31 protein-coding genes are annotated in these 22,601 nt (G+C 35.6%); 18 read left to right on the top strand and 13 right to left on the bottom strand.

Annotated elements, in window-relative coordinates; all coding sequences use genetic code 11:
- The 3 genes from HPY60_02535 to HPY60_02525 all read right to left on the bottom strand — a co-directional run bounded on the left by HPY60_02535 (position 1) and on the right by HPY60_02525 (position 2,617).
- Entirely contained in the window at positions 1–1,116 is a 1,116-nt protein-coding gene (locus tag HPY60_02535; GenBank protein ID NPV50060.1) for a betaine/proline/choline family ABC transporter ATP-binding protein, read from the bottom strand.
- A gap of 42 nt (positions 1,117–1,158) precedes the next feature.
- A complete protein-coding gene (locus tag HPY60_02530; GenBank protein ID NPV50059.1) occupies positions 1,159–2,058 on the bottom strand; it encodes a glycine/betaine ABC transporter substrate-binding protein in 900 nt (299 codons plus the stop codon).
- Positions 2,059–2,131: 73 nt separating this feature from the next.
- Positions 2,132–2,617 carry a GNAT family N-acetyltransferase gene (locus tag HPY60_02525; GenBank protein ID NPV50058.1) on the bottom strand — a complete coding sequence of 162 codons (486 nt, stop codon included), beginning with the start codon at positions 2,615–2,617 and terminating at the stop codon, positions 2,132–2,134.
- A 149-nt stretch (positions 2,618–2,766) separates the two neighbouring features.
- On the opposite strand from HPY60_02525, the gene HPY60_02520 reads away from it, so the two are divergent.
- From HPY60_02520 to HPY60_02495, 6 genes are all read left to right on the top strand, one after another.
- The gene (locus HPY60_02520; protein NPV50057.1) at positions 2,767–4,140 is read left to right on the top strand and encodes a dihydrolipoyl dehydrogenase; all 1,374 of its coding nucleotides are present in this window, start codon (positions 2,767–2,769) and stop codon (positions 4,138–4,140) included.
- 46 nt (positions 4,141–4,186) lie between these two features.
- On the top strand, positions 4,187–4,906 hold the full coding sequence (locus HPY60_02515) for a DUF432 domain-containing protein (GenBank protein NPV50056.1): 720 nt from the start codon (positions 4,187–4,189) through the stop codon (positions 4,904–4,906).
- Positions 4,907–4,992: 86 nt separating this feature from the next.
- Entirely contained in the window at positions 4,993–5,742 is a 750-nt protein-coding gene (locus HPY60_02510; GenBank protein ID NPV50055.1) for a mechanosensitive ion channel, read from the top strand.
- A gap of 91 nt (positions 5,743–5,833) precedes the next feature.
- Positions 5,834–6,388: a zinc-ribbon domain-containing protein gene (locus tag HPY60_02505; protein ID NPV50054.1), complete on the top strand. Its 555-nt coding sequence runs from the start codon at positions 5,834–5,836 to the stop codon at positions 6,386–6,388.
- Positions 6,389–6,448: 60 nt separating this feature from the next.
- Positions 6,449–7,138: a DUF4389 domain-containing protein gene (locus tag HPY60_02500; protein NPV50053.1), complete on the top strand. Its 690-nt coding sequence runs from the start codon at positions 6,449–6,451 to the stop codon at positions 7,136–7,138.
- Complete coding sequence (locus HPY60_02495; GenBank protein NPV50052.1) at positions 7,139–7,903, top strand: PrsW family intramembrane metalloprotease; 765 nt, start codon at positions 7,139–7,141, stop codon at positions 7,901–7,903.
- Positions 7,904–8,193: 290 nt separating this feature from the next.
- Here the strand turns inward: HPY60_02495 and HPY60_02490 are convergent, their stop codons facing one another.
- From HPY60_02490 to HPY60_02475, 4 genes are all read right to left on the bottom strand, one after another.
- A complete protein-coding gene (locus HPY60_02490; protein ID NPV50051.1) occupies positions 8,194–8,649 on the bottom strand; it encodes a hypothetical protein in 456 nt (151 codons plus the stop codon).
- 148 nt (positions 8,650–8,797) lie between these two features.
- Positions 8,798–9,406 carry a hypothetical protein gene (locus HPY60_02485; protein NPV50050.1) on the bottom strand — a complete coding sequence of 203 codons (609 nt, stop codon included), beginning with the start codon at positions 9,404–9,406 and terminating at the stop codon, positions 8,798–8,800.
- Between the two features lie 5 nt (positions 9,407–9,411).
- Complete coding sequence (locus HPY60_02480) at positions 9,412–9,741, bottom strand: DNA-binding protein (protein NPV50049.1); 330 nt, start codon at positions 9,739–9,741, stop codon at positions 9,412–9,414.
- 9 nt (positions 9,742–9,750) lie between these two features.
- On the bottom strand, positions 9,751–10,203 hold the full coding sequence (locus HPY60_02475; GenBank protein NPV50048.1) for a 30S ribosomal protein S19e: 453 nt from the start codon (positions 10,201–10,203) through the stop codon (positions 9,751–9,753).
- Positions 10,204–10,310: 107 nt separating this feature from the next.
- Here HPY60_02475 and HPY60_02470 point away from each other — a divergent pair, with 107 nt between their 5' ends.
- Genes HPY60_02470 through HPY60_02460 form a run of 3 tightly spaced genes read left to right on the top strand, consistent with a single transcriptional unit; the run spans position 10,311 to position 13,303 of the window.
- On the top strand, positions 10,311–12,092 hold the full coding sequence (locus tag HPY60_02470; GenBank protein NPV50047.1) for a chloride channel protein: 1,782 nt from the start codon (positions 10,311–10,313) through the stop codon (positions 12,090–12,092).
- Positions 12,093–12,127: 35 nt separating this feature from the next.
- Positions 12,128–12,766 carry an SdpI family protein gene (locus tag HPY60_02465; protein ID NPV50046.1) on the top strand — a complete coding sequence of 213 codons (639 nt, stop codon included), beginning with the start codon at positions 12,128–12,130 and terminating at the stop codon, positions 12,764–12,766.
- On the top strand, positions 12,767–13,303 hold the full coding sequence (locus tag HPY60_02460; protein NPV50045.1) for an NAD(P)H nitroreductase: 537 nt from the start codon (positions 12,767–12,769) through the stop codon (positions 13,301–13,303).
- Positions 13,304–13,305: 2 nt separating this feature from the next.
- Here the strand turns inward: HPY60_02460 and HPY60_02455 are convergent, their stop codons facing one another.
- Positions 13,306–13,905: a tetratricopeptide repeat protein gene (locus tag HPY60_02455; protein NPV50044.1), complete on the bottom strand. Its 600-nt coding sequence runs from the start codon at positions 13,903–13,905 to the stop codon at positions 13,306–13,308.
- Between the two features lie 254 nt (positions 13,906–14,159).
- Between HPY60_02455 and HPY60_02450 the strand changes: the two genes are divergently transcribed.
- The 6 genes from HPY60_02450 (at position 14,160) to pfdA (ending at position 16,254) form a co-directional block, all read left to right on the top strand.
- Entirely contained in the window at positions 14,160–14,324 is a 165-nt protein-coding gene (locus HPY60_02450) for a DNA-directed RNA polymerase (GenBank protein ID NPV50043.1), read from the top strand.
- Positions 14,325–14,533: 209 nt separating this feature from the next.
- Positions 14,534–14,689 carry a 50S ribosomal protein L39e gene (locus HPY60_02445; GenBank protein ID NPV50042.1) on the top strand — a complete coding sequence of 52 codons (156 nt, stop codon included), beginning with the start codon at positions 14,534–14,536 and terminating at the stop codon, positions 14,687–14,689.
- An 11-nt stretch (positions 14,690–14,700) separates the two neighbouring features.
- A complete protein-coding gene (locus HPY60_02440) occupies positions 14,701–14,976 on the top strand; it encodes a 50S ribosomal protein L31e (GenBank protein ID NPV50041.1) in 276 nt (91 codons plus the stop codon).
- 5 nt (positions 14,977–14,981) lie between these two features.
- Positions 14,982–15,635, top strand: coding sequence for a translation initiation factor IF-6 (locus HPY60_02435; GenBank protein NPV50040.1), 654 nt, complete (start codon positions 14,982–14,984; stop codon positions 15,633–15,635).
- A gap of 10 nt (positions 15,636–15,645) precedes the next feature.
- On the top strand, positions 15,646–15,837 hold the full coding sequence (locus tag HPY60_02430) for a hypothetical protein (protein ID NPV50039.1): 192 nt from the start codon (positions 15,646–15,648) through the stop codon (positions 15,835–15,837).
- Positions 15,838–16,254: a prefoldin subunit alpha gene (pfdA, locus tag HPY60_02425; protein NPV50038.1), complete on the top strand. Its 417-nt coding sequence runs from the start codon at positions 15,838–15,840 to the stop codon at positions 16,252–16,254.
- Between the two features lie 58 nt (positions 16,255–16,312).
- Here pfdA and HPY60_02420 read toward each other — a convergent pair whose 3' ends face one another.
- Complete coding sequence (locus HPY60_02420; protein ID NPV50037.1) at positions 16,313–17,335, bottom strand: deoxyhypusine synthase; 1,023 nt, start codon at positions 17,333–17,335, stop codon at positions 16,313–16,315.
- Between the two features lie 85 nt (positions 17,336–17,420).
- Between HPY60_02420 and mtnP the strand changes: the two genes are divergently transcribed.
- Together mtnP and HPY60_02410 are read left to right on the top strand one after the other, a co-directional pair.
- A complete protein-coding gene (gene mtnP, locus HPY60_02415) occupies positions 17,421–18,158 on the top strand; it encodes an S-methyl-5'-thioadenosine phosphorylase (GenBank protein ID NPV50036.1) in 738 nt (245 codons plus the stop codon).
- 32 nt (positions 18,159–18,190) lie between these two features.
- Positions 18,191–18,706, top strand: coding sequence for an adenine phosphoribosyltransferase (locus HPY60_02410; protein NPV50035.1), 516 nt, complete (start codon positions 18,191–18,193; stop codon positions 18,704–18,706).
- Between the two features lie 39 nt (positions 18,707–18,745).
- On the opposite strand, the gene upp is transcribed toward HPY60_02410, so the two are convergent.
- Both upp and HPY60_02400 read right to left on the bottom strand, forming a co-directional pair.
- Positions 18,746–19,420: a uracil phosphoribosyltransferase gene (gene upp / locus HPY60_02405; protein NPV50034.1), complete on the bottom strand. Its 675-nt coding sequence runs from the start codon at positions 19,418–19,420 to the stop codon at positions 18,746–18,748.
- A gap of 34 nt (positions 19,421–19,454) precedes the next feature.
- Complete coding sequence (locus HPY60_02400) at positions 19,455–20,432, bottom strand: hydrogenase (protein NPV50033.1); 978 nt, start codon at positions 20,430–20,432, stop codon at positions 19,455–19,457.
- Between the two features lie 95 nt (positions 20,433–20,527).
- Here HPY60_02400 and HPY60_02395 point away from each other — a divergent pair, with 95 nt between their 5' ends.
- A complete protein-coding gene (locus tag HPY60_02395; GenBank protein NPV50032.1) occupies positions 20,528–21,040 on the top strand; it encodes a 50S ribosomal protein L16 in 513 nt (170 codons plus the stop codon).
- Between the two features lie 46 nt (positions 21,041–21,086).
- Here the strand turns inward: HPY60_02395 and HPY60_02390 are convergent, their stop codons facing one another.
- Positions 21,087–21,857: a rhodanese-like domain-containing protein gene (locus HPY60_02390; GenBank protein NPV50031.1), complete on the bottom strand. Its 771-nt coding sequence runs from the start codon at positions 21,855–21,857 to the stop codon at positions 21,087–21,089.
- Between the two features lie 77 nt (positions 21,858–21,934).
- A partial coding sequence (locus tag HPY60_02385) for a DUF835 domain-containing protein (GenBank protein ID NPV50030.1) occupies positions 21,935–22,601 on the bottom strand: 667 nt, incomplete at its 5' end.

The raw sequence follows: 22,601 nt of genomic DNA, 5'->3' as shown, positions 1-22,601 counted from the left end.
CTACACTAATTCCATTAAAACTGAATTAATCATTACAATTCCTAACACTTTTTCTCTTTCCATGACAACTGCAGAGGGCTCTTTTGAGGATTTTAAAATTGATATTATTGATGAAAGACTATCATGAGGAGAAACAGTAATTAATTTTTTGCCAACTTCAAATATAGATTCATCCTTATTTTTTCTATTTAATAGTTCAATTAATGCTATTTGAGCAATGTCTGAGTTTGATTTTTTTATTATACAAACTTCATTTTTCTCAGAGATCATTTTATTGATAGCTTCTTCGCATGAAATATCCACTTCAATCATGCAATTTTTATCAAGTGGCAGCATTACATCCTTTGCCTCTAAAAATCGAAGTGCCTTGAATTTATTTTCAGTTCCAATTATTTTTGAAACAATTTCATTTTCAGGTTCAAATAGTAATTCTGAAGGTGTTCCAATCTGAAGCATCTTTCCACCATGCATCACCCCGATTCTATCGGCCAAAATGAAACTTTCTTCAATATCATGAGTAACGAATACTATTGTTTTGTCGAGTTTTGTTTTGATTGTAAGAAATTCATTTTGAAGTTGCATCCTCAAAAGTGGGTCAAGTGCCCCAAAAGGTTCGTCCATTAGTAGTAGAGGAGGATCCATGACAAGGGCTCTTGCGAGACCAACCCTCTGTTGTTGGCCTCCACTAAGTTGATTTGGATAGCGAGACCTAAATAGGTCAGGAGGCAAAGCAACTAAAGATAGTAACTCGTCGATTCTATTTGAAATATCTTGATCCTTCCATTTCTCTAAACGTGGGATTAGGCCTATATTTTCTTTGACCGTCATATGGGGGAAAAGACCAATCTGTTGTATGACATACCCTATTCTTCTTCTAAGATTGACCGGATCCATATCTTTAGTATCTTGGCCGTTTAGATAAATAGCTCCTTGATCTGGGTCTATTAATCGATTGATCAATCTTAAAGTTGTGGTCTTACCAGAGCCACTTGACCCAAGTATGACAAACAGCTCACCCTTGCATATTTCAAATGAGACATTATCTATGGCTTTTGATTCTTTGTATATTTTTGTCACATGTTCAAACTTTAGTGAGTCCAAGCATTCACTTGAAATAAATTTATTCGTCTTATCCTCTCCAATTAAAAAAATAAATAATTAGTTTTTAATTAGACCTTGAGAGATTAAAAATGCCCTTGCGATATCCCTTGATTCTTTCTTTTCGATGTCATACTGATAGTTCATGTCCGCCATTGCTTTGTCATCAATTCTTCCCTCAAGTTTCTTAAGAATGCTTATCACAGCTTCGTCTTTGGCAAATGAAGTAGTTGTTATAATTATTGCATCATATGGTAAAAGCCCACCTTTGTCGTCCTCTAAGACAACAAGGTCAAAGAGTTCACCCCTCTTATCAGTTGTGTAACCGGTGATGACATCTACTAGTTTATTATTTATTGCTTCATATACTAGGGTTGGCTCCATTGATTTGACATCTTTAAATTTAAATCCATAGGCTTTTTCAAATGTTGGGAGCCCATCTGGAGCTGTCGGGTACTCAATGTCAGTTCCAAGAACCATAGATGGTGCATAAGGTTCAAGCTCACTGACCTTTGTGAGATTCCTTTCCTCAGCCCAAGTTCTTGGAACAGAGATTGCATAGTTATTCTTAAATCCAAGTTTTGTAACGACAGTTATGCCTTCTTGATCTCTTAATCCTTTTTCAACTTCACTATAAACTACATTTGGATCCCAATTGTCCAATGCGGGTAGTTTCAAAACAGTATTATAGAAGGCACCAGTATAGCCAACAAAAACATTAATTTGCCCCCTCTTTAAGGCTTCATAGTTAATTAGTGTACCTCCAAGCCCTTCTTTTACTTCGGTCTTATACCCAGCATCTTCTAGTAACAAAGATATCATGTGCCCAAGAATATATTCTTCATTATATGGCATTGTACCGATAACAATTGTTTTTTCTGTTCCCTGGCCTATGCAGCCGGCAGCTGCAATGATCAGCCCTAATATCAATATCCCTGACAGAAATAATTTATTTTTCATTGACACCACAATTACTATAGAAATGGCTACCTTATATGTTTTACTTAAATGCCTAGAAAGAATATATTCCCTCTTACAAAAATAGCTCAAACATCTGCTCAGTCACTGTTTTTCCCCATTGATCGTCTTCATGCTCTTTGCATATTGTGAATCCAAATTTTTCATATAGATGTCTTGCAGCATCTAATCCTGCAAAAGTCCAAAGGAAAACTCTTCTATAGTTTTTTTCTCTACAGAAAAGAACTGATTTCTCCATTAGTAGATTTCCTAAACCCCTACCTTGATAATTTGGGTCCAATATAAACCATCTCAGCCTTGCCCCTTCTTCATCTGAGTTTATTCCGTCTAGTATAATAGATCCGACAAATTCATCGTTCACATGTGCCGTCCAGATCCCGTCTCTATTTTTATCAAATCGATTTAAAAATTCCGAAAGTTCAGTTGCAACTTTTGATTCAAAGTAAAGATCAAAATCCCAATTCATAGAGTAGTATTCTGCATGTAACTTAGTTATTCTACCAATTACTCCTGGAAAATAAGTATCCAATATTTTAATCATTATAACGCCTTCTCAATACAATAAGCTTCTATTTGTTTAAACTTAAATATTTTAGGGATTGAAATAACAAAACTTTATTATATTGAAAAAACTAATAATAAATTATAGACTAATTTTTGACATATTGTAAAATCAATTGAGGAGAGTATATGAAAAAATACGATGTAATAGTTATTGGGTCTGGAGCTGGAATGGGTGTGGCAAGTGATGCTCTTTCAAGTGGATATAAAGTAGCTGTAGTAGATAAGGGGCCCCTTGGAGGTACATGCTTGAATTTAGGATGTATACCTTCAAAATTACTTATTTTCCCTGCAGATAGGGTGGCAGAAATAGAAAATTCAAAAAAACTTGGTGTTGAGGCAAGTATAACTAAAATCCGTTTTAGAGAAATAATGGAGAGAATGAGATCTTCAATTGCAGAAGACAGAAATGGTATGAGAGAGGGTATAAAACAAGCTAAGAATCTTGACTTCTATGAGTCAACTGGTTACTTTGTAGATGATTATACAGTTGAAGTAGATGGAAAGAGGATAATAGGTGAAAAGATATTCATTGCTGCTGGTGCTAGACCCCATATACCCGATGTTAAAGGGCTTGATAAAATAGAATATTTGACAAATGAGAGTATTCTTGATTTAAACGAGCTTCCTAAAAGCGTAGTTGTCTTAGGAGGCGGATATATTGCCTGTGAGTTTGGTCATTTTCTAGCAGGAATGGGGAGTGAAGTAACAATAATACAAAGGAATTCAAGGCTTGTGGCAAATGAAGAGCCTGAAATTTCAGATTTGCTATTAAACGAAATGTCAAAAAGAATGAAAATACACACAAATACTGAGGTCATTGAGGTTTTGCAAAAAGATGGCTTAGTGAATGTAATAGGAAAAGTAAAAGATTCAGAAAAGACTATTGAAGTTAATGCAGAGAGGATCTTAGTCGCGGGGGGAAGGGTTCCAAATTCCGATCTATTAAAAGTGCAAAATACTGGAGTTGAAACAGATTCAAGGGGGTACATCAAAGTAGATGAGTATTTAAAAACTTCAAAGGAAAACATTTGGGCTTTTGGTGATGTTATAGGCAAATACATGTTCAGGCATTCTGCAAACAAGGAAGCTGTATACGCATGGCATAACAGCATTCATGAAAAGAAGGTGCCAATGGATTACAGTGCCATACCTCATGCTATCTTTTCATACCCTGAAATTGCATCTGTTGGAATTGGAGAAAGTGAGGCAAAAAAGAGTCACAAAATATTGATAGGTTATGCAAAGTATAATAGTGTTGCAAAAGGAATTGCTATGCTAGAAGAAGAAACTTTTGCTAAAGCTATAGTTGATAAGGAGAATAACAAGATTTTAGGATTCCATATAATTGGTCCATACGCTTCAATATTAATCCAAGAGGTAATTAATGTCATGGCAAACAATATGGATATGAGGGCAATCTTCAAAGGAATCCATATCCATCCAGCTTTGCCTGAGCTAATCCCCTCAACGTTGGGGAATTTAATGGAGCCAGAAGATTAATTATAGGGTAAAACTCATAAAGGAAAAGATAGAATAACCGATAGCCATGTATGGATATTATAAATCACCTCTAAATCCCCTTAGAATTTCAAAAGAAGGTATCCATCTCCAGATTGAAAAAGATGGTAATACCCTTCGTTATGAGAGAACTAGCCCTAATGAATCGATAGAGAAAATTCTACTAACAAAAGACTGCGGCATTATTATAAATCCAATAGAGGCTCAAAAAATCCATAAACAGGTTTCTCAATATCTTTTAATAGAATTTGAGAAATCGGTTTTTGTTGAGCCAAAAGATACTAATAATATTTATCTAACATTTCCTATAGATATTGGGGTTTTCATATCTGGAAGAAAAAATTATGATCTCCTTGATACTTTTACCCTTGCAAAACAAAAGTATACCCTCTATGGAGATCCAAGAAACGGAGTGATATGTAAATACCATAAAAGCCCTGTTTTTACATCCTTACCTAATAATCTAAATCCATTGATTAATGGTGTGATGAAACTTAAGCTGATAAATACTACCGATGACTGGATTGAGATAACAAAAAGTGTTTTTGATTCACATGAAATGAAAGTTTATTTTAACGTGGCCCTTGTTTCAATGAGAGCCCATATGAAAATACTAAGTGAGAAGATTGCAGAAACAGAATTTATTAATTCAGGTGTTAAAAGAGGTATGAAGAAGGCACTCGAGGTATTTGAACCTTCAAAGATTACGGTTTCACAAAAGAAGTTTACTATGGAGGAAGGCCTTTGAATCTAGATGAAATCTTAGATACACTGTCAAAGACTATTGGAATTATAGAAACAGATAGGATCTTCCCATTTATCTTTGCCATTGGGATGATTATTTTTTCAATAGTCTTGGCAAAGGGCTTTTCAATGGTTCTAAGGAGGTACCTTAGAGATAAGTTTGACAAAGATAGATTGGGAATCCTCCTAAAAGGTAGTTACTATGGCATAATAATTTTAGCCGTAATTTTAGCACTCCCCATATTAGGGATCAACACATCAGGACTTCTAGTAGCAGGGGGAGTAACAGGTATTGTTATAGGATTTGCAAGTCAGAGTATAGTCGGAAATCTTATTTCAGGATTATTCATAATGGCTGAGAGGCCCATCAAAATAGGAAGCCAGGTGGAAATAGATCAAGTGAAGGGATTCGTTGAAGATATAGGAATTATGTCAACAATACTAAGAAACTATGATGGTCTTTACATAAGAATTCCAAATGAGAAAGTATTCACTAATAATATCACAAATATTAGTGCAAATATAGCAAGAAGGATTGAATACACAATTGGCATAAGATATAGTGATGATGCCGATAAGGCAATAAAAATAATATCTAATTTAATTGAAGACCATCCTTTCGTTTTAAAGAGGCCCACCCCAGATATTTATGTTGATGAGCTAGGGGACAATTCAGTTAATATTGTAGTCAAAGCTTGGGCACCTGTTGGGCAGTGGTATGGAACTAAAAAGGAACTTCTCTGGAAGATAAAGACAGACCTTGAAAAAGAAGATATTCATGTTCCTTTCCCACAAAGAGTTGTTTGGTTTGCAAATGAAAAGACCGACAATAATACTTAAATTATTATTGTTATTTTAATTTTCTCGCGAAAAATTAAAAACTCTTAGAAAATCTTTTAAAAGGCGAGATACTAATAAATATGGTGATAAAATGGTTTTTTGCGGAAAATGTGGAAAGGACAATCCGATGGGCGCAAAATTTTGTGAAAACTGTGGAGCAACGCTTGAAGCTCCAACATACCAGCAACCACAAACAACATACGCTCCTGGAAACTGGCTATCGCATGAGCATGCCGGATTTTTACCAAGATTTGTTGCATGGATCGTGGATACTATAATACTTGGAGTAATAGCATGGATAGTGAGCATACCATTTGGTACTAATTACGGATATGGTTATAATATGAACTACAATGCCGGATTCAATCTAGGTGGGGTTGGAACCTTTATAACACTATTAATATCTCTTGCATACTTTGTTTATCTAGATGGTATGCAGGGTGCAACAATAGGTAAAAGAGTGATGAAGCTTAAAGTTATAGGCACAAATGGTGCTATGCCTATAGGCCCAGTTCCTGGATTTATAAGATGGCTAATCAAAACTATACCATTATTAAACATAGTAGCATACATATGGATACTCTTCGATGCAGAAAAACAGGGATTACACGATAAGATTGCCAATACCTTTGTTGTAAAAGAATAAATTATTATTTCTTTTTTTATTTTAAGAAATCTATTTAAGTGAGAAATTTTCTTTCTTTTCATGATCTACTGCCCCCGATGTGGTATTGAAAATCCAGAAGAAACGCTCTACTGTAAAGAATGTGGCGCATTTATAGGTGATGATGAAGACAAGAAAAAACTGAACGGAAACGTTTGCCATTCGATTAAAGATTACCCAGTTACATTCTCATATGTTTATAGTGAAATATCTTCACGCTCAGAGTTATTAATAAGGATCCTATATTTATTTGTTTTAGGCATTATCATTGAAGCATGGGGAATTGTTGCAGGTCTTGCCCAGATATTCCAGTTTTTCTATGTTCTTATATATGCAAAGAAGCACAAAGGTGCATTTGACTTTATGGCAGGATTTTATAGATTCTATTTCAATGTAAATGTGTATTCATACCTTTTGACAGATGAGAGACCCCCTATCACTAGTGAGGATACAGAATATCCATGCAGGATTACATTTTCTTTTGAATTTACTTCAAAGAGAATAGAACTTTTGATAAGATTTTTTTATGGATTTGTATTATCCCTAATAGCCTCTGTATGGGGGATGATAGTTTCTCTAGTTGTATTCATTGAATGGTTTTATATTTTATTTACGGCAAAGAAAAACTTTGGCCTTTGGGAATTTTCAGTAAGATTTATTAACTTCTTTATGAGAGTCAATGCATATATTTCAATACTAACAGATGAAAGACCTCCAATAACTGGTGACTAAATGGATCCAATAACGCTCCTTGCAATTGCATTTGCTCCAGGTTTGCTCTGGGTATGGTTCTTCTATAAAAAGGATAAATTTGAGCCAGAACCGAGAAAGATAATTATAATTACATTTATTCTTGGAATAATTGCAACTATCCCAGCAGGCATACTAAACACTTTGCTGATACCATTTTCAATTGATCAGGCCGGAGTCCTTTTACTTTTCTTTGCAGCATTTTTTGTAATAGGTCCTGTAGAGGAGATATCCAAGTATTTGGCCATGAGGATTTATGCCTTGAAGTCAAAGGAATTTGATGAGCCTATAGATGCAATGATATATTCAGTTGTAGCAGCGCTAGGATTTGCAACTTTTGAAAATTTTATGTACATCTCTCAGTTCGGTGCTTCACTAATCCTAATGAGGGCGATAACAGGTTGTCTTGGTCATGCAGGATTTTCTGGGATAGTAGGGTACTACGTAGGGAAAGCTAAGTTCTCAGTTCCTAAAAACAATAACCTTGTCTTTAAAGGTCTTGCAATAGCTGCATTCTCGCACGGACTTTTCAATTTTGTCTTGTTCACACAGACTATACTTGCATTCTTATTTATCCCTCTACTAATTATTCTTGTATACTTCCTGACAAAAAGACTTGGGGAGATGTCTTCTGCATCGCCATTCAAGCCATCAGATTATTACAATTTCAAATGCCCAAAATGCAAAAAGGAAGTTTTGTTAGCATCAAACTTCTGTCCAGAATGTGGATTTAAATTCAATAGGTAACTATTTATACCAAAATAAATTTTATTATTTATCCCTTATAGCGAGGGGTTCATGAGAGGAAATCTTTCTTCTATGAGTGAAACAGCAAATATAAGGGTAATACCCTATCAACGGTCACCCGGTGATGTGGCATATCGCTTAGATGATTCGGGGGTTACAATGATGGGGATCAGCCCACCACGAGAGTTACCGAAGGAAGAGAGGATACCCGAACGATGAACTTCGGGGTTAGTTAGGTGGGCGACAATAATTATTTTAAAAAATCATTATAAAAATAACAGAAAAAGAATTTATCTTCTATAAGTTTGCTTGCGGTAACTTGAAAGATCTTCATTTGGTCTTGGAGTATAGTCTCTTAAGATATTTGAAATCTCTCCATCCGTTACACCGACATTTTTTGAGAGTTGAACCATTTTATCTCGAATTCCAAATAATTTTTCTCTAGCAAGGTCGCATCTTTCAACTGAAGGATGGTCCCTCAAAAATTCAAACTCTTTTGAAAGTGCATCTATATCGACATAAATGGAAGTAATAAGATCTCTAAACTGGTAATCACCTTTCTTTTGAAGCTCTCTGACCAAATCCTTAGCCCTGTAAAGCTGGTATATGGCAGCAATTATCTGCAGTTTCTCAAGGTACTTGCCACCAGGATATCCAACTTCGTAGAGCGCAGTTCTAATTGTCTTTAGGATCTCAAGTTCCGTCTGATTCTTTAACTTTGCATAAGTTCCATCAAACATTGCCATATGATCACCACCATTTATGATAATTGATGAGAAGATATAGTTAATCATTTTAGTTAATAATGTTAAACAATAAAGGTAACATTTAACTAAATATATTAATATTAAAAATGCTAAAAGATAAAGGATATAGGAAAATCTATGAAAAGACTTAGAATGCGTACCTATCTTTATAACCTATGACTCTACTCTGGGAGTGTTTTGGAAAATAATCGTATGGGTAAAGACCCCTCTGCCTCATTAAATCCTTAATCTCAGACTCATAATCACTCTTTTTAATCAAATCAGTTGGTCCCTCTTCAATTATAAATAAGGAGTGACATATAGGCTTTAGAATTCTATAGCTTATTCCCATGAGAGGCGCAACATAGGATACGTCGTATTTGTCTTCAATTCGCCTCATATCAGAAAGCTCTAATCTTGGGCTTCTATCATCCCTTCTAGTTCCGTCTGCTATAATATCAACAGATACATCTTCTAAGAAGGATTCAATGACCCATTTATGAAGGAAAGTTATCCCGTCGTTTGCAAATCCGTCCTTTTCAATCCTATCTACTGACTTCTCAAGTAGTTCTTTATCAATTTCAAAAAGTTTAAACGGAAATTCAAGTGCTTTGGCGGTTTCTTCTGCATACTTCCAGTTAGAATTTACACCAAATGTTATTGTATAATTTGTAATATTACACGGAAGTATTTTTTTTAGAAAAATATTTGTAAGGGAGGAGTCCTTCCCCCCGGAAAATAAGACAGCCGTTTCCATAACGACTAGATCCTTCTTATCTTAAACTCCTTCTTGTTGCTTAAAAGAGCCCTTTCCAGTATCTGTTTTAGCATTGCGTCATCGACTTGCTTTGTTATTTTTCCGGCTTGGTAGAGCTGAATCAGTAGGAGCTCTATTTGTTCGCCTTCTTCTTTTCTGGCCATCTTTACTCTAGTAAGTCTCTCCCTGGCTTCAGGAGTTAGAAGGGCACGCATTATTTGCTGCTTCTGTAGTTCAAATTCAGTCTTCTGCTGTTTAGCCTGTTCATCTGCCATTGCTTGTTTTTGAAGTTCTTCTAACTTCTTTCTCTTTATGGCTTCAGCATCATCAGACAAAAAATCACTTTAGTAGTATTTTTTAAGTTCAGGTATATCTGCTTCTATTTTAGACTTAATTTCGGAAGCCTTTTTGTCAAGAAGAGACATTCCCTGTGGGGACATTATTCTTCCATTTTCAGCTTTTGTTATGTATCCGCCCTTTTCAAGCTGTGTAAAGATCTTTCTTATTATCGCACCAGATGATTTTGTAAACTTCTCAGGTTTTACGCCTCTATTCTTTTTACTGCCATAGTTGACTCTCAAGGTCTCAACACCTACAGGACCGTATACATACACCTTTCTCATTATAGAGGCCGCTCTTATATACCACCAGTCATTCTGGTCTGGAACTTTCTCTCTTGATGATCCGGTTTTAACAAAAGTTGCCCACTGGGGTGGTGTTATATTCTTGTCATTTTTTAGTTCTTCCTTAACACCGTCAATTAGCATATCAGCAGGAACATCATATACTGTTGTAATAATACTCACCTCTCTTGGTATTAAAAAAGCATTATTGTTATGTTTTTAAAGCTTTTTGGTGTACTCTCCGTAAAAGCTATAAATGATGTATTAGATACCTTTTGAATATGCATTTTAAGAATACCGGATATCTAAAAGAATGGGCAGAGCTAAACGCAATCGCTTTAGTTCTAGGAATATTTGCGGGTCTTGGTGCGATTGTATTCGGTAAAATGATTGAGCTTAGTAAGCATTTTTTTGAAATTATATTCCAAAGAGGATTTCTAGGTGCACTAAGCATTATTATCATTCCTGCAATAGGCGGTGTTATAGTTGGCCCAATTATATACAAATACTGTAGTGAATCTAAGGGCCATGGCGTACCTGAAGTAATGTATGCTGTAATGGCAAATAAAAGTGATATAAGAAAAAGGGTAGCTTTTTTCAAAACTATTGTATCCTCAATAACTATAGGGAGCGGGGGCAGTGCTGGCAGAGAAGGTCCAATTGCCCAGATAGGAGCTTCTATGGGTTCGACCTTCGGCCAATTTTTTAAATTTGATGAGAAAAAGAAAAGAATATTGGTCGTGAGTGGTCTTTCTTCGGGGGTTGCAGCAGCTTTTAATACACCTCTAGGAGGAACTATATTTGGGCTTGAATTAATACTCACGAATTTTTCTCCAATAAGTGTAATCCCCATAGCCTTATCTTCAGTAATATCTGTAAGTATAGCAAGAACTATTCTGGGGCCAGAATCTGCAATTAGGGCGGCCACCTTTACTTTTAATCCGGCAGAGATACCATTCTATATGCTTCTCGGTGCAATAATGGGCATTGTTTCCTTTTTTTATATTAAAGGATTTTATTTCTTTGAAGATTCATTTGAAAAGATTAAGATTCCTTTCTACGTTAAGCCAGCAATCGGAGGATTTCTAACTGGGCTTGTAGGATTTTCATTTGTAGGATATGGTGTTTTGGGCGGTGGATTTGAAGGTATCAATGCGGCCCTCTCTGGGCAAATTGGATTGACTTTATTGATATTACTATTTTTTGCAAAATTCTTGGCGACTTCATTTACGCTTGGTTCAGGCGCTTCTGGAGGGATATTCTCTCCATCTTTATACCTAGGTGCAATGCTTGGTGGTGCACTAGGGATAATTTTTGATATTTTTGCTCCAAATGTAATTAGTTCTCCGCCTGCTTATGCCCTTATAGGTATGGGTGCTTTTTTTGCAAGTGTTGCTAAAGTGCCTCTGACATGCATAATAATGATACCAGAGATGAGCTCAGATTATTCAATGATCCCCACTCTAATGATCTCAGTTTTTGTGAGCTATGGGTTTTCGGCTCTATTCTTAGGAAGAAGCTCAATATATATGGAAAAACTCAATAAAAAAATATCAACTACTAAGTCCTTCTCAAAAGATCTCTCTGATGTCACTGCAATGGATATTATGACGGGGGATATTATCTCAATGGAGCCTGACATGCCTCTAAAGAAATTCTGGGACTACGTTAAAAAATACAAAAAACTTGGATTTCCAGTTATAAAAGATGGAGAGCTTATAGGCATGATATCAAACAGTAAAGTTAAAAATATAGATAGTAAGAAGATACCTTTTCTAAAAGTTAGAGACGCAATGTCCCCGCCTAGCTATGTCCGCCCCTATGATAGAGTGCCAAAGGTCTTGAGTATAATGGATGAGAGACAATGTGGAAGGGTACTTGTTATTGATCCATCTTCAAAAGAAACTATAGGGATAATTACTAAATCTGACTTATTGAAAGCATACAGAATTGCAAAGAATATTGGTGACGACGAAGATAAATTCAAAATAGCAGAAGAGTTTGAAGAGGAAATTTCACATGTATCCCACAAAATACATGATAAACTCAAATGGCCAAAATAAAATAACTTTTTAAACTAGATTGTTTTTTTCACATCATGAAAGCAAATGATGTTTCATTACTTATCATCGTTTTGTCATTCTTTATTGGGGCATTTTCTTATGCCTATATGCCTGATATTATGCCAACACATTGGAATGCCCAAGGAGAAATTGATGGATATATGGATAAATTCTGGGGGCTATTTTTGCTTCCAATGATATCATTTGGAATTTTTGCTCTTTTTGTCTATCTACCAAAATTTGAACCAAGAAAAAATAATCTAGAGGCTTTCAAAGATTACTACGAAGGAATAGCATTAATAACGGTGGGATTTCTTTTTTACATATACATACTTTCAATATTGGCTGCAATTGGATATCAATTTAATATGGTCCAGATGATGGCTCCTGCCTTCGGAGCGCTTTTATATTATGTGGGGGTTGTTTTAGAAAAAACAAAGAGCAACTTTTTTGTGGGCATAAGAACACCATGGACAATAAGTGACGAAGTTGTCTGGGAGAAGACCCACAAGCTTGGTGGAAAGTTGTTCAAAGCATCAGGCATAATTGCTCTTTTTGGGGCATTCTTTAAAGGAATTGCTTTTGTACTAATTATTGTCCCTGTTTTAGCTTCATCTGTAGTAGTTATGATTTACTCGTATCTTGAATATAGAAAAAAACATAAAGGTGAATAATTGGATTTTTTAGAACTCTGTGAAAAAAGATATAGCTGTAGAAAGTATCTTGAGGAGCCTGTTGAGCGAGAAAAAATTGAGAGATGCCTTGAAGCTTCAAGAATTGCACCTTCTGCTGTTAACGCTCAGCCTTGGAGCTTTATAGTAATAGACGATCCAAAATTAAAAGAGAGTGTTGCAAGGGAAACTTTTGACAAAGTATCCTCATTTAACAAATTTGCACTAAATGCCCCTATACTTGTTGTCATAGTGAATGAGAATCCAGTTATAACTGGAATTCTTGGGAGATTTGCACAAGGGAGGGACTATACCCTAATGGATGCTGGGATTACTGCATCACACTTCTGCCTTATGGCTACAGAACAAGGTCTTGGTACATGTATCCTTGGATATTTTAATGAAAAGAATGTTAAGAAAATTCTGAAAATACCAAGAAACAAATCAATTTCACTTATTATTTCTGTTGGATACCCTGCAGACTCGCCTAGAAAGAAAAATAGAAAATCAATCGAAAAGATGAGAACATATAATATATAAAATTACGAGTCGTTTGCAAAATCATTTTCTGGTAAAACTTCTCTGTTTCTTACAATGTTATTAACCCAAGACTCCATGAAATTGTGTAATTTATCATAAACTTGAGAAGCTATTTCAAAATCAATTTCTATTATTTTTTCATAATCGTGTCGTGCTCTTTCCTTAAATCCTCTCTCAAAAAATATGTTGCCTCGCTGAAAATATGCATCTTTAAACTCTGGGTCAATTTCTATTGCCTTTGTAAAATCATCTATTGCATCGTCATATCTAGATTCTTTGACATAGGCTTGCCCCCTGTGGTAGTGGGCCTCGGCAAAATCATTCTTTAATTCAATGGCCTTTGTGAATTTATTAATGGCTTTAGAGTATTCTCCGCATTTGAAAAATGAAAGTCCTGATACAAAAAATTTTTGGGATGCTTTCTCATAATAATATGAATCTTTCCTAGAAGTGTCTTTAGAGTATATACTATCGCTTTGAGAGTTTTTTATTTTGAATCCACATTTTAAACAGTAATTAGATTCTTCTGGAAGATTTGTCCCGCATTTAAAACAGTTTGTAATGGTCTCCAAAATAACACATCCAGTTCTATCTGGTCCCAAATAGAATCAAAGGGTATATAAGTATTTTGCAAAATATTAAAATATTATACAATTGTAAACTTATTATTCGTTAGTTTATATGATTGTATTGATTAAAGATTTAAGTTTGTTTTAATTATATGTATAATACTAAAGATTATCTTAAGAGATTAATAATTAAATTTTATTTTATCAATTAAAATCGACAACTTTATATACTCTCTAACAAAGTTACAATTAGGGCCAGAAATGGCCAAACAAAAGGAGTAATTAAAATGTATGGTGAAAGAAGAGGGGGATACGATAGACCTCCTCGTGAAATGCACAAAGTAACATGTGCAGAATGTGGAAAGGAAACTGAAGTTCCATTCAAGCCAGATGGAACAAGACCTGTCTACTGTAGGGATTGTTACCAAAAGAAAAACCCAAGAAGGTATTAAGTAGAGTTTTTTAGTAAAAGGTTATTTCTAGTAAGTTAATAGGAAAAGTCCTTTTATTTTTTATATTTACAATTTTCTAGATTAAATTTTTTTGAGAATACTTCAATTGAAAGTTTTTTAAAGAGATTGCAAGTTTTTAGAACATAAACAAAAGACATATAAATAGATATTTAAAAGCCTAATAAACTCGCTATTATCGGAGGATTATCATGTCTAGAAACAAAGGACTCGGAAAAAAGAAGAGACTGGGTAAGGCCATGAGCCAAAACAGAAGAGTCCCTGTTTGGGTATGGGCCAAAACTAAATTAAAAATTAGATCACATCCAAAAAGAAGAAATTGGCGAAGAACTTCTCTTAAGAAGTAGAGGTGAGAACAATGGACAACAACGAAGAGAGAATGTATGTAGTACCCTTAAGGAAAGTTAAAGAAGCCCCAAGAACACAGAGAGCTGCAAGAGCAACAAGGGCCTTGAGAGAGTTTGTAATAAAGCATTCAAAATGTGAGAATGTTAAAATTGACAAAGCATTGAATGAAAAACTCTGGGAAAATGGCATTGAGAGTTCTCCTTCAAAAATTAAAATTAGAATAGTAAAGGGCGAAGAAGGAGAAGAAGAAAAGAGAGATGTTGTTACTGCGTATCTTGCGGAGTAAAGTTAATGATAAGACAGTTGAAGTTCAGTGGCAATCCGTTTGTTGGTATATTCAGTTTTACTAATAACAATATAACTATCGTAAGGGAAGATATTGGAGAGCATGCGAAAAATATAGAGGAAGCTCTTGGAACTGAACTTATATTAAGCACAGTTGCCGCAACTGATCTAGCAGGCATTTACATTGCGGGCAATAATAATGGGATTATACTTCCATATGTAATCGAAGATGAAGAGCTTCAATTAATTGAAGATAAGAAAATAAACAACTGCATCCTTGATACAAAGGAAACGGCAGTTGGAAATCTTATCCTATCTAATGACAAAGGGGCCATAATAAGCCCAATATTGTCAAAAGAGCAGAAGCTAATTGAAGATGTACTTGGTGTTGAAACGGCTATATCTTCATTGGGAAATCACAAATATGTGGGTAGCGTTGCAAGAACAAATAACTTTGGATGTATTGTTCACAAAGAAGCAAAAGAAGATGACATTTCCCTTATTAAAGACCTTTTGAAGGTTGATGTGCGAATGTCAACTTTGAACAGGGGAGTTTCCTATATTGGGGCCTGTATGGTAGTAAATGACAAAGGGGCTATTGTTGGTGAAACAACAACAGGCGTAGAATTAAGTTATGTTGAAGATATAATGGGCGTATGAGGTGGACTTTATGATGAAAACCTATACAGTTGAAGGTATTATCAAACTAAAAAACAGCACAAAACATTTTGTTAAAGATTTTAATGGTGTAAAGGAAGAAGATGTTGTAGAGGACATCTATTCTAAATATGGCTCAATCTATGGATGTAAAAGAAGAAACATCGAGATAAAGAGCATAGTAGAAAAAAAAGGAGATATGTAAATGGTAGGCGAGGAAGAAGCCATAAGGAAGCTTAGTGCAGAACTAAACTACCTAAATGAGCAGTCAAAATTAATATCAAACAACTTGTCTCTGCTATCTTCCCACAGAAATGAACTAGCTCTTTCAAAGATAACTCTAGAAGGCCTAAAAGGAGTAAAGCAAGGAAATGAAATCCTTATACCTATAGGTGCAGGGAATTTTGTAAAAGGAACAGTTACTGACACAAATACCGTAATAACTACTCTTGCAAGAGATGTAACTATGGAAAGAGGTATTGAGGAAACAATTGCAAAGCTAGACGAAACTTTAAAGGAAGTGGAAAAAAACTTAGGCCAAAACGAAGCAACACTCCAGAATATCAACGCACGAATGAATGAAATAGAGAGACAAGCTGACGAAATTCTTCAGAAAAAATAATAAATTTTTATAAACTAATTCTTTTCTAAATAATTTTATAAAAAGTTAATTAAAAAATTTATTTTAAAAGATCGTTGAATCTGTTTTCCTTTCTCTTCTTCCAGCCACCCTTGTGATAGGCATAGCTTACAATCAATGGCATGGCTACTGTGGCTTCGGCATAGACCATCTGTTCACTGCCACTCTCGACTTTTCCCCAAGAATGTGCTTCTTTTAGCGTCGATCCTGAGAGCGCTCCGTCCCTCTCATCGGCTACAGTTATCTGAATAGCGTACTTATGCATGTTGACTTCTTTTCCAAGGATATCTGCTGCTACCGGAACATCCTGAGCAAAATTTTTTGGAACTCCTCCACCAATCATAAAAAGACCTGTGTCTTTTGAAGCAATCTTAATCTTCGTAAGTTCAAAGAAATCCTTAGCACTGTCAATTGAAACTTTTGGTTTGTTGCCTCTAGCGTTCTGATGGTATACTAGACCAAATCCAGCACTACAGTCAGAAAATGCAGGAACAAATATTGGAACTCCCTTCTTATATGCCTCAAGAACTATTGAGTCATCAACTTTTGATTCATGTTCATGGAGGTACTTTCCCATCGCCATGATGAATTCTCTCGAAGAGTAAGGCCCTGGTTCAAGAGAATCTGCTATTTCAGCGATAGTCATGTCGCAGACCCTAAGTTCATCTTCATCGATATAGGTGTCATATATCCTATCAATGCTCTGCTGCCTTAGCATTTCATCGTCAATGAATGGGGTTCCCTGATAGTGCTTAAATCCTAAAGCCTCAAAGAATTCCTGATCAACAATTATAGCGCCAGTAGATACAATTGCATCCACCATATTGTGCTTAACCATATCGTATACTACTTTTTTTAGGCCTGCACTAAAGATAGACCCGGCAAGACAAAGTATGATTGAGCAGTCCTTGTCCTCTGTCATTTTTTCAAGTATATATGAGGCTCTTGCAAGGTTTTTAGCTTGGAATGCCATCTTTGAAAAAGCTTCAATTATCTCTCTTGAATCAAAACTTTTAATATCAATATGTTCAATTTCTTTACTTAATAGCTCTTCTTTCTTCATAGAGCAGAAGATTATATTAAACCTTAAATATTTTTCCATGTAACAAATTTTATAAAATTATCCAATATTTGAGTTAGTGATTAGTATGACAAAAATAGGCATTATAGGCGGAAGCGGTCTTGACGATCCAAAACTTTTGAAAGATTATGAAGAAGTATACATGACCACAAAATATGGGAATCCTTCAAGTTCCTTTATGACGGGGAGAATAAACGGGAAGGATGTAGTAATACTAGCAAGGCATGGGCGAGATCATTCGATTTACCCATCAGGAGTCAATTACCGGGCAAATATATTAGCATTAAAAAATATTGGCTGTACCCATATACTAGCAACGACAGCCGTTGGATCTCTAAGAGAAGAAATTCATCCAGGCCACCTTGTTTTTCCAGATCAGGTCATAGACTTTACAAAAAAAAGAGAGTATACTTTTTTTCATGAAGAAAAGGTAATACACACACCGACTGCCGACCCGTTTTCTGAGAACTTAAGGGGTCTAATAATAGACAGTGCCAAAAAGCTTGATTTAAAATATCATCCAAAAGGAACTGTTATAACAATAGAGGGCCCAAGGTTTTCAACTAGGGCTGAGTCCCATATGTTTAGAATGTTTGGTGCAGATGTAATAAATATGTCGACTGTTCCGGAGGTATTTCTTGCAAAAGAGCTTGAAATGGAATATGCCACTGTAGCCATGTCAACAGACTATGACTGCTGGAAGGAAAATGAAGAGCCTGTAACTTTTGAGATGGTACTTGAAATATATAAGAAAAATTCTGAGAATGTAAAGAAACTAATAGTTGAAACTATTCCAAAAATATAGAAGGTGATTGCACGGATAAGAGGATAGATAGCATAAGAAATAAGATAAGAACGATACCAGATTTCCCAAAACAAGGTGTGATGTTCAGAGACATCACGACTTTATTGAAAGATAAAGACGGACTAAAAGACACAGTAGATATAATCTATGAGAAGTACAAAGATAAAAAGATTAATCTTGTAGCAGGTGTTGAAGCTAGGGGATTCATACTTGGTGGGGCAGTTGCCTATAAACTTGGTGCCGGTTTTGTCTTAATTAGAAAAAAAGGTAAACTACCTCATAAAACTGAAAATCATGAGTATGAGCTTGAATATGGAAAGGACTCAATTGAAGTCCACCTTGATGCTATAATGAAAGGAGATAATGTACTATTAGTTGATGACCTAATAGCAACGGGTGGAACTGCATTGGCAGCTTGCAAACTCATAGAAAAACTTGGAGGAAATGTTGTTGAAACTGCCTTCATAGTAGGCCTTCCTGAACTTGGTGGTATGAGGAGGCTAGAAGACTACGGTGTTTTCACTATCGTAGATTTTGAAGGTGAATAAAAAAATATTTTTTTTATTAAATATAAAAATTAAATATAATTATTTTTTAATTGGCTCTCCAAAGCATCTGTCCCCAGCGTCTCCAAGACCTGGAACGATGTAGTTCTTCTCATTGAGTTTTTCATCTATTACAGCTGTGACAACTTCAACATCCTTATGCTTTGCAAGTATCTCTCTTATCCCTTCTGGGGCGCTTATCACTGCGACGACGATGATCCTCTTGAATTCTCCCCTACTCTTTACCTCGTCAATAATCCTTGAAATTGTATGACCTGTTGCAAGCATTGGGTCTCCTATCATAATAATATCATTTTTAGTTGTTTTTGGAACTTTTACATACTCAACGGATATTATTGATTCCGGTGCTGGTCCCCTCCATGCACTTATAATCCCAGCTCTTGCCTTTGGGAATACCTTGTAAAATCCTTCAATGAAAGGAATCGCTGCTCTTAGGATGTTTATCATGACTAGATTATCCTTGTCCGATATCCTAATACCCTTTGTTGGGCAAACTGGAGTTTCTACATCAATTACCTCATAGTCAAAGGTCTTTGATAACTCGTATCCCATATATCTCCCAAGCTTGTTCAAACCTTTCCTGAATTTTATCGGGTCGGTATTCTTATCTCGAAGTTCATCAACAAGTTCTTGTATAGCCAAATTTTGCTTAAAAGAAATAACTCTATCATTTTTTTCTAGGTCTTCAATACCCATCTGCTACACCTATGAAGGTAGCAAAAAATAGTATTTAAAGGTTAGTATCTAGAATGCGCCAAAGTTCATCTTGATGTATTCTTTCGTGACTTCTTTCTTCCTTTGTAATCTTACCAATGGTGCTTGATTTAATATTCTCCTTTTCTAAAGCGGCTATTATCTCTTCTGTTCTCTCTTTAGGGGAGATTATCATGAGGGCACCAGAAGATATCAATCCAAAAGGATTAATCTTTAAGATGTCGCATATCGATTTAGTTTCAGGATATAGATTTACTCTATCAGGGTAGAATTCAAATCCCTTATTTGAAGCGTCTGCTATCTCGTGTAATCCTCCGATAACACCGCCCTCTGTTGGGTCGTGCATGGCAACTGCCCCAAGAGATGAAGCAATTAAAGCTTCTTTTACTACAGAAATTTGATTTAATAATTCCTTTGCATTTTCTAAAAGACTTTCATCGAGGTGTTTGGAGAGAAACTCACTTTTTGAATCTGCCAGTATTGCTGTGCCTTCAATGCCCGCACCTTTTGTAAGCAGAATGTCGTCACCCTCTCTTGCGCCGCTTGTCGAAACATACCTATCGGTAAATCCAATCATAGTTCCTGAAAGAATAAGATCCGATACCTTTGAGGAGATCTCTGTGTGACCGCCAACAATGGATATGCCGATCTCCTTTGCTGCCCTCTCTATATCTTTAGATATTTTTTCTAACTCATCATCGGTCGTACCCTTTGGCATGATTATAGTGGAAAGGAAAAACATGGGCTTTGCCCCCATTGAAGCAACATCGTTTGCACAGACATTTACTACGTGAAAACCTGCGTTTTTACCAGCTCCAGTTATAGGGTCCTGAGAGACGACCATTCTTCCAGGGAGCTTTGAAATATCAATTACAGCGGCATCTATCCCAACGTTTGGACCTACAATGACCTCTTTCTGCACGCTGCCAAGGTATGGAAATACCTTCTTTGAAAGTATGGAACCATCTACCTTGCCATCGGGTAAGAATCTCATGAAGCCTCTTTGCAATTTGTTTTAAAAAGGTTACACTTAGAAAGCCTTATAAACTGCGTTAGGAAAGGTGCTCTACAGTCATTAAGGTGATTATTATGGCAGGACTTAGACCATCAAGAATTGACAGAATGGTAAATAGGCCGAATTACACAAGAAGAGAATATGTAAGGGCAGTTCCCGGGATTAAGGTAGTTCACTTTGATATGGGAGAACTTGGAAGTAAGTTCCCTTATGAGGTATATCTTGAATCAAAAAATGCTTGCCAGATAAGGACAAATGCCATGGAAGCATCAAGGATTGCTGCAAACAGATACCTAATGAAGGCACTTGGAAAAGCAGCCTTCCACTACAAGATTAGGACGATACCCTTCCAGATCATTAGAGAAAACGCAATGGCATCTGGTAAAAAAGCAGATAGATATGGTAACGGAATGAGACTTTCATTTGGAAAGCCTATCGGTACAGCTGCTAGAGTCGGCTCTGGACAGAGAATCATGTCTGTTTGGGTAGAGAAAGAAGGGATTGAAGCAGCAAGAATAGCTTTGAAAAAAGCAGCAATGAAACTCCCAACTACCGTAAAGATAGATGTCCAAGAAAGAAGTAACTAATTTTTTATACTTTTTTAATTAAAAATTTTAAAATTAAATTTAATATTTATTTTGCAAGATTGTAGTAGACTGAGTAGCCATCTGTCACTGCGTAAACATTGTTAAAGTTTCTATCTACCAAGAACTGTGCTCCACTTACAGATTTCTGGCCTGTGTTGCAGTATAAAACAACTTTTTTGTCCTTTGGTATCTGAGTAATCATTACCCCAAGCTTGTTGTAAGGAATATTGACTGCATTTGGTATGTGACTTTCGGCAAACTGCTCTTCAGTTCTGACATCTATAAGATAAATATCTTCTTTGCTATCAATCAACTGTTTTAGTTGTGAGGCCGTCAGGGTCTTGTATGTTGCAGTTGTAATCGGCTGATTTGTTATTTTAGATATAACCTGAGAGGCATACTGGTCGACAGCAACTTTTGTATAGTCTCTGTCAGAGCCTGCAAGAACAAACACCTTCTGTTTCATCTTAAAGAAGTCACTTGTTTCGTAGAATATTTTGTGGTCGCCATTTCTAAGAGCGTTCTGGTCAGTTTCTGAAAGTATTCTCTTAGAAAGATCGCCTGTATGCTCTTCAGAGTCGGGCCCCCCAAGAATTATGACATAATCATAAGCAGCATACCCACTATCTTGTAATCCAAAGTAATCCACCATCAGATTGTTCTTCCTAAGTAGTGGAATAAGGTCAGGATTCATCCCGATGTCAATAGAGTTTGCAACAACAGCGACTTTACTCTCTGCTATTACCCCTGGTACAAAACTTAAGGATAGTGCCAATAAAATTAGTACGGAAACTGTTTTCCTTCTCATTTTTATCACAGAAGGTAATTTTGAAAATCAAATATAAGAGTTTCTATTATTGAATAAAGAGATAGAAAAAATATAAGCGTTATGTATCAAAGTAATTTTTTACCCTTCTCTGTAATCTCAAGTTTCTTGTTTCTGCCTTTTCTGTGTACTATAACATGCTTATTTGTTTCAAGGAATCTAACATTCTTTCTAACAGTTGGTCTTGTCATTGCTAGCTCTTTCCCCAGACTAGAGTAAGAAGGATTGATACCCAACTTATTCTGATTAGCAATATATTTTATCATGTCAAGCATCCTGTTGTTTAAAATATCCATTGATTTCAAGAGTATAGGCTTTGATTCCTTTTCTAAAAGCTTTAGGTGTCTTTGATCAACTGTGTCTTTATCAACTGAAAGAATTATGATATTGTTACTAAAGTAGGCTGTTTCCCTAAGCTCACTTATAAAATTATACACCTCGTTAAATCCGTTTTTGGCAATAAGGTGATCAATGCTATCAATCATTATGACATTTTTATTTTTTAGTTTTGATACAAAATCGCCCATAGTTCCTATATTTGGTGAAACTGTGTTGGGACCATTTCGTTCAGACAGCCAGAAATAGTCAAAGTCTACATCTTCAAAATCAAAGTTATCTTTTTCATTTCTTGATATAAGGGTTCCTTTGTAGCCTATATAGATGAGTTCTCTAAAGGCTTCAAAAGGTAAAAGATTAGAAGGTTCCTTTGAGAGGTATAGATTCCCATCATTTAAC

It is taken from the genome of Methanofastidiosum sp., from assembly GCA_013178285.1.
GTDB lineage: Archaea > Methanobacteriota_B > Thermococci > Methanofastidiosales > Methanofastidiosaceae > Methanofastidiosum.
The sequence above is the reverse complement of the archived record's forward strand: the minus strand, read 5'-3'. Positions and strand labels throughout refer to the sequence as shown.

Bases quoted from the DNA above. Each gene is read 5' to 3' on its own strand.
- HPY60_02450 (NPV50043.1), top strand. From the start codon at position 14,160: ATGTATGGTGAAAGAAGAGGGGGATACGATAGACCTCCTCGTGAAATG.
- HPY60_02395 (NPV50032.1), top strand. From the start codon at position 20,528: ATGGCAGGACTTAGACCATCAAGAATTGACAGAATGGTAAATAGGCCG.
- HPY60_02520 (NPV50057.1), top strand. From the start codon at position 2,767: ATGAAAAAATACGATGTAATAGTTATTGGGTCTGGAGCTGGAATGGGT.
- HPY60_02470 (NPV50047.1), top strand. From the start codon at position 10,311: ATGCATTTTAAGAATACCGGATATCTAAAAGAATGGGCAGAGCTAAAC.
- HPY60_02495 (NPV50052.1), top strand. From the start codon at position 7,139: ATGGATCCAATAACGCTCCTTGCAATTGCATTTGCTCCAGGTTTGCTC.
- HPY60_02400 (NPV50033.1), bottom strand. From the start codon at position 20,432: ATGAGATTCTTACCCGATGGCAAGGTAGATGGTTCCATACTTTCAAAG.
- HPY60_02525 (NPV50058.1), bottom strand. From the start codon at position 2,617: ATGATTAAAATATTGGATACTTATTTTCCAGGAGTAATTGGTAGAATA.
- HPY60_02420 (NPV50037.1), bottom strand. From the start codon at position 17,335: ATGAAGAAAGAAGAGCTATTAAGTAAAGAAATTGAACATATTGATATT.
- HPY60_02500 (NPV50053.1), top strand. From the start codon at position 6,449: ATGATCTACTGCCCCCGATGTGGTATTGAAAATCCAGAAGAAACGCTC.
- mtnP (NPV50036.1), top strand. From the start codon at position 17,421: ATGACAAAAATAGGCATTATAGGCGGAAGCGGTCTTGACGATCCAAAA.
- pfdA (NPV50038.1), top strand. From the start codon at position 15,838: ATGGTAGGCGAGGAAGAAGCCATAAGGAAGCTTAGTGCAGAACTAAAC.
- HPY60_02440 (NPV50041.1), top strand. From the start codon at position 14,701: ATGGACAACAACGAAGAGAGAATGTATGTAGTACCCTTAAGGAAAGTT.
- HPY60_02490 (NPV50051.1), bottom strand. From the start codon at position 8,649: ATGGCAATGTTTGATGGAACTTATGCAAAGTTAAAGAATCAGACGGAA.
- HPY60_02505 (NPV50054.1), top strand. From the start codon at position 5,834: ATGGTTTTTTGCGGAAAATGTGGAAAGGACAATCCGATGGGCGCAAAA.
- HPY60_02430 (NPV50039.1), top strand. From the start codon at position 15,646: ATGATGAAAACCTATACAGTTGAAGGTATTATCAAACTAAAAAACAGC.
- HPY60_02530 (NPV50059.1), bottom strand. From the start codon at position 2,058: ATGAAAAATAAATTATTTCTGTCAGGGATATTGATATTAGGGCTGATC.
- upp (NPV50034.1), bottom strand. From the start codon at position 19,420: ATGGGTATTGAAGACCTAGAAAAAAATGATAGAGTTATTTCTTTTAAG.
- HPY60_02510 (NPV50055.1), top strand. From the start codon at position 4,993: ATGATTATTTTTTCAATAGTCTTGGCAAAGGGCTTTTCAATGGTTCTA.
- HPY60_02435 (NPV50040.1), top strand. From the start codon at position 14,982: ATGATAAGACAGTTGAAGTTCAGTGGCAATCCGTTTGTTGGTATATTC.
- HPY60_02465 (NPV50046.1), top strand. From the start codon at position 12,128: ATGAAAGCAAATGATGTTTCATTACTTATCATCGTTTTGTCATTCTTT.
- HPY60_02515 (NPV50056.1), top strand. From the start codon at position 4,187: ATGTATGGATATTATAAATCACCTCTAAATCCCCTTAGAATTTCAAAA.
- HPY60_02445 (NPV50042.1), top strand. From the start codon at position 14,534: ATGTCTAGAAACAAAGGACTCGGAAAAAAGAAGAGACTGGGTAAGGCC.
- HPY60_02485 (NPV50050.1), bottom strand. From the start codon at position 9,406: ATGGAAACGGCTGTCTTATTTTCCGGGGGGAAGGACTCCTCCCTTACA.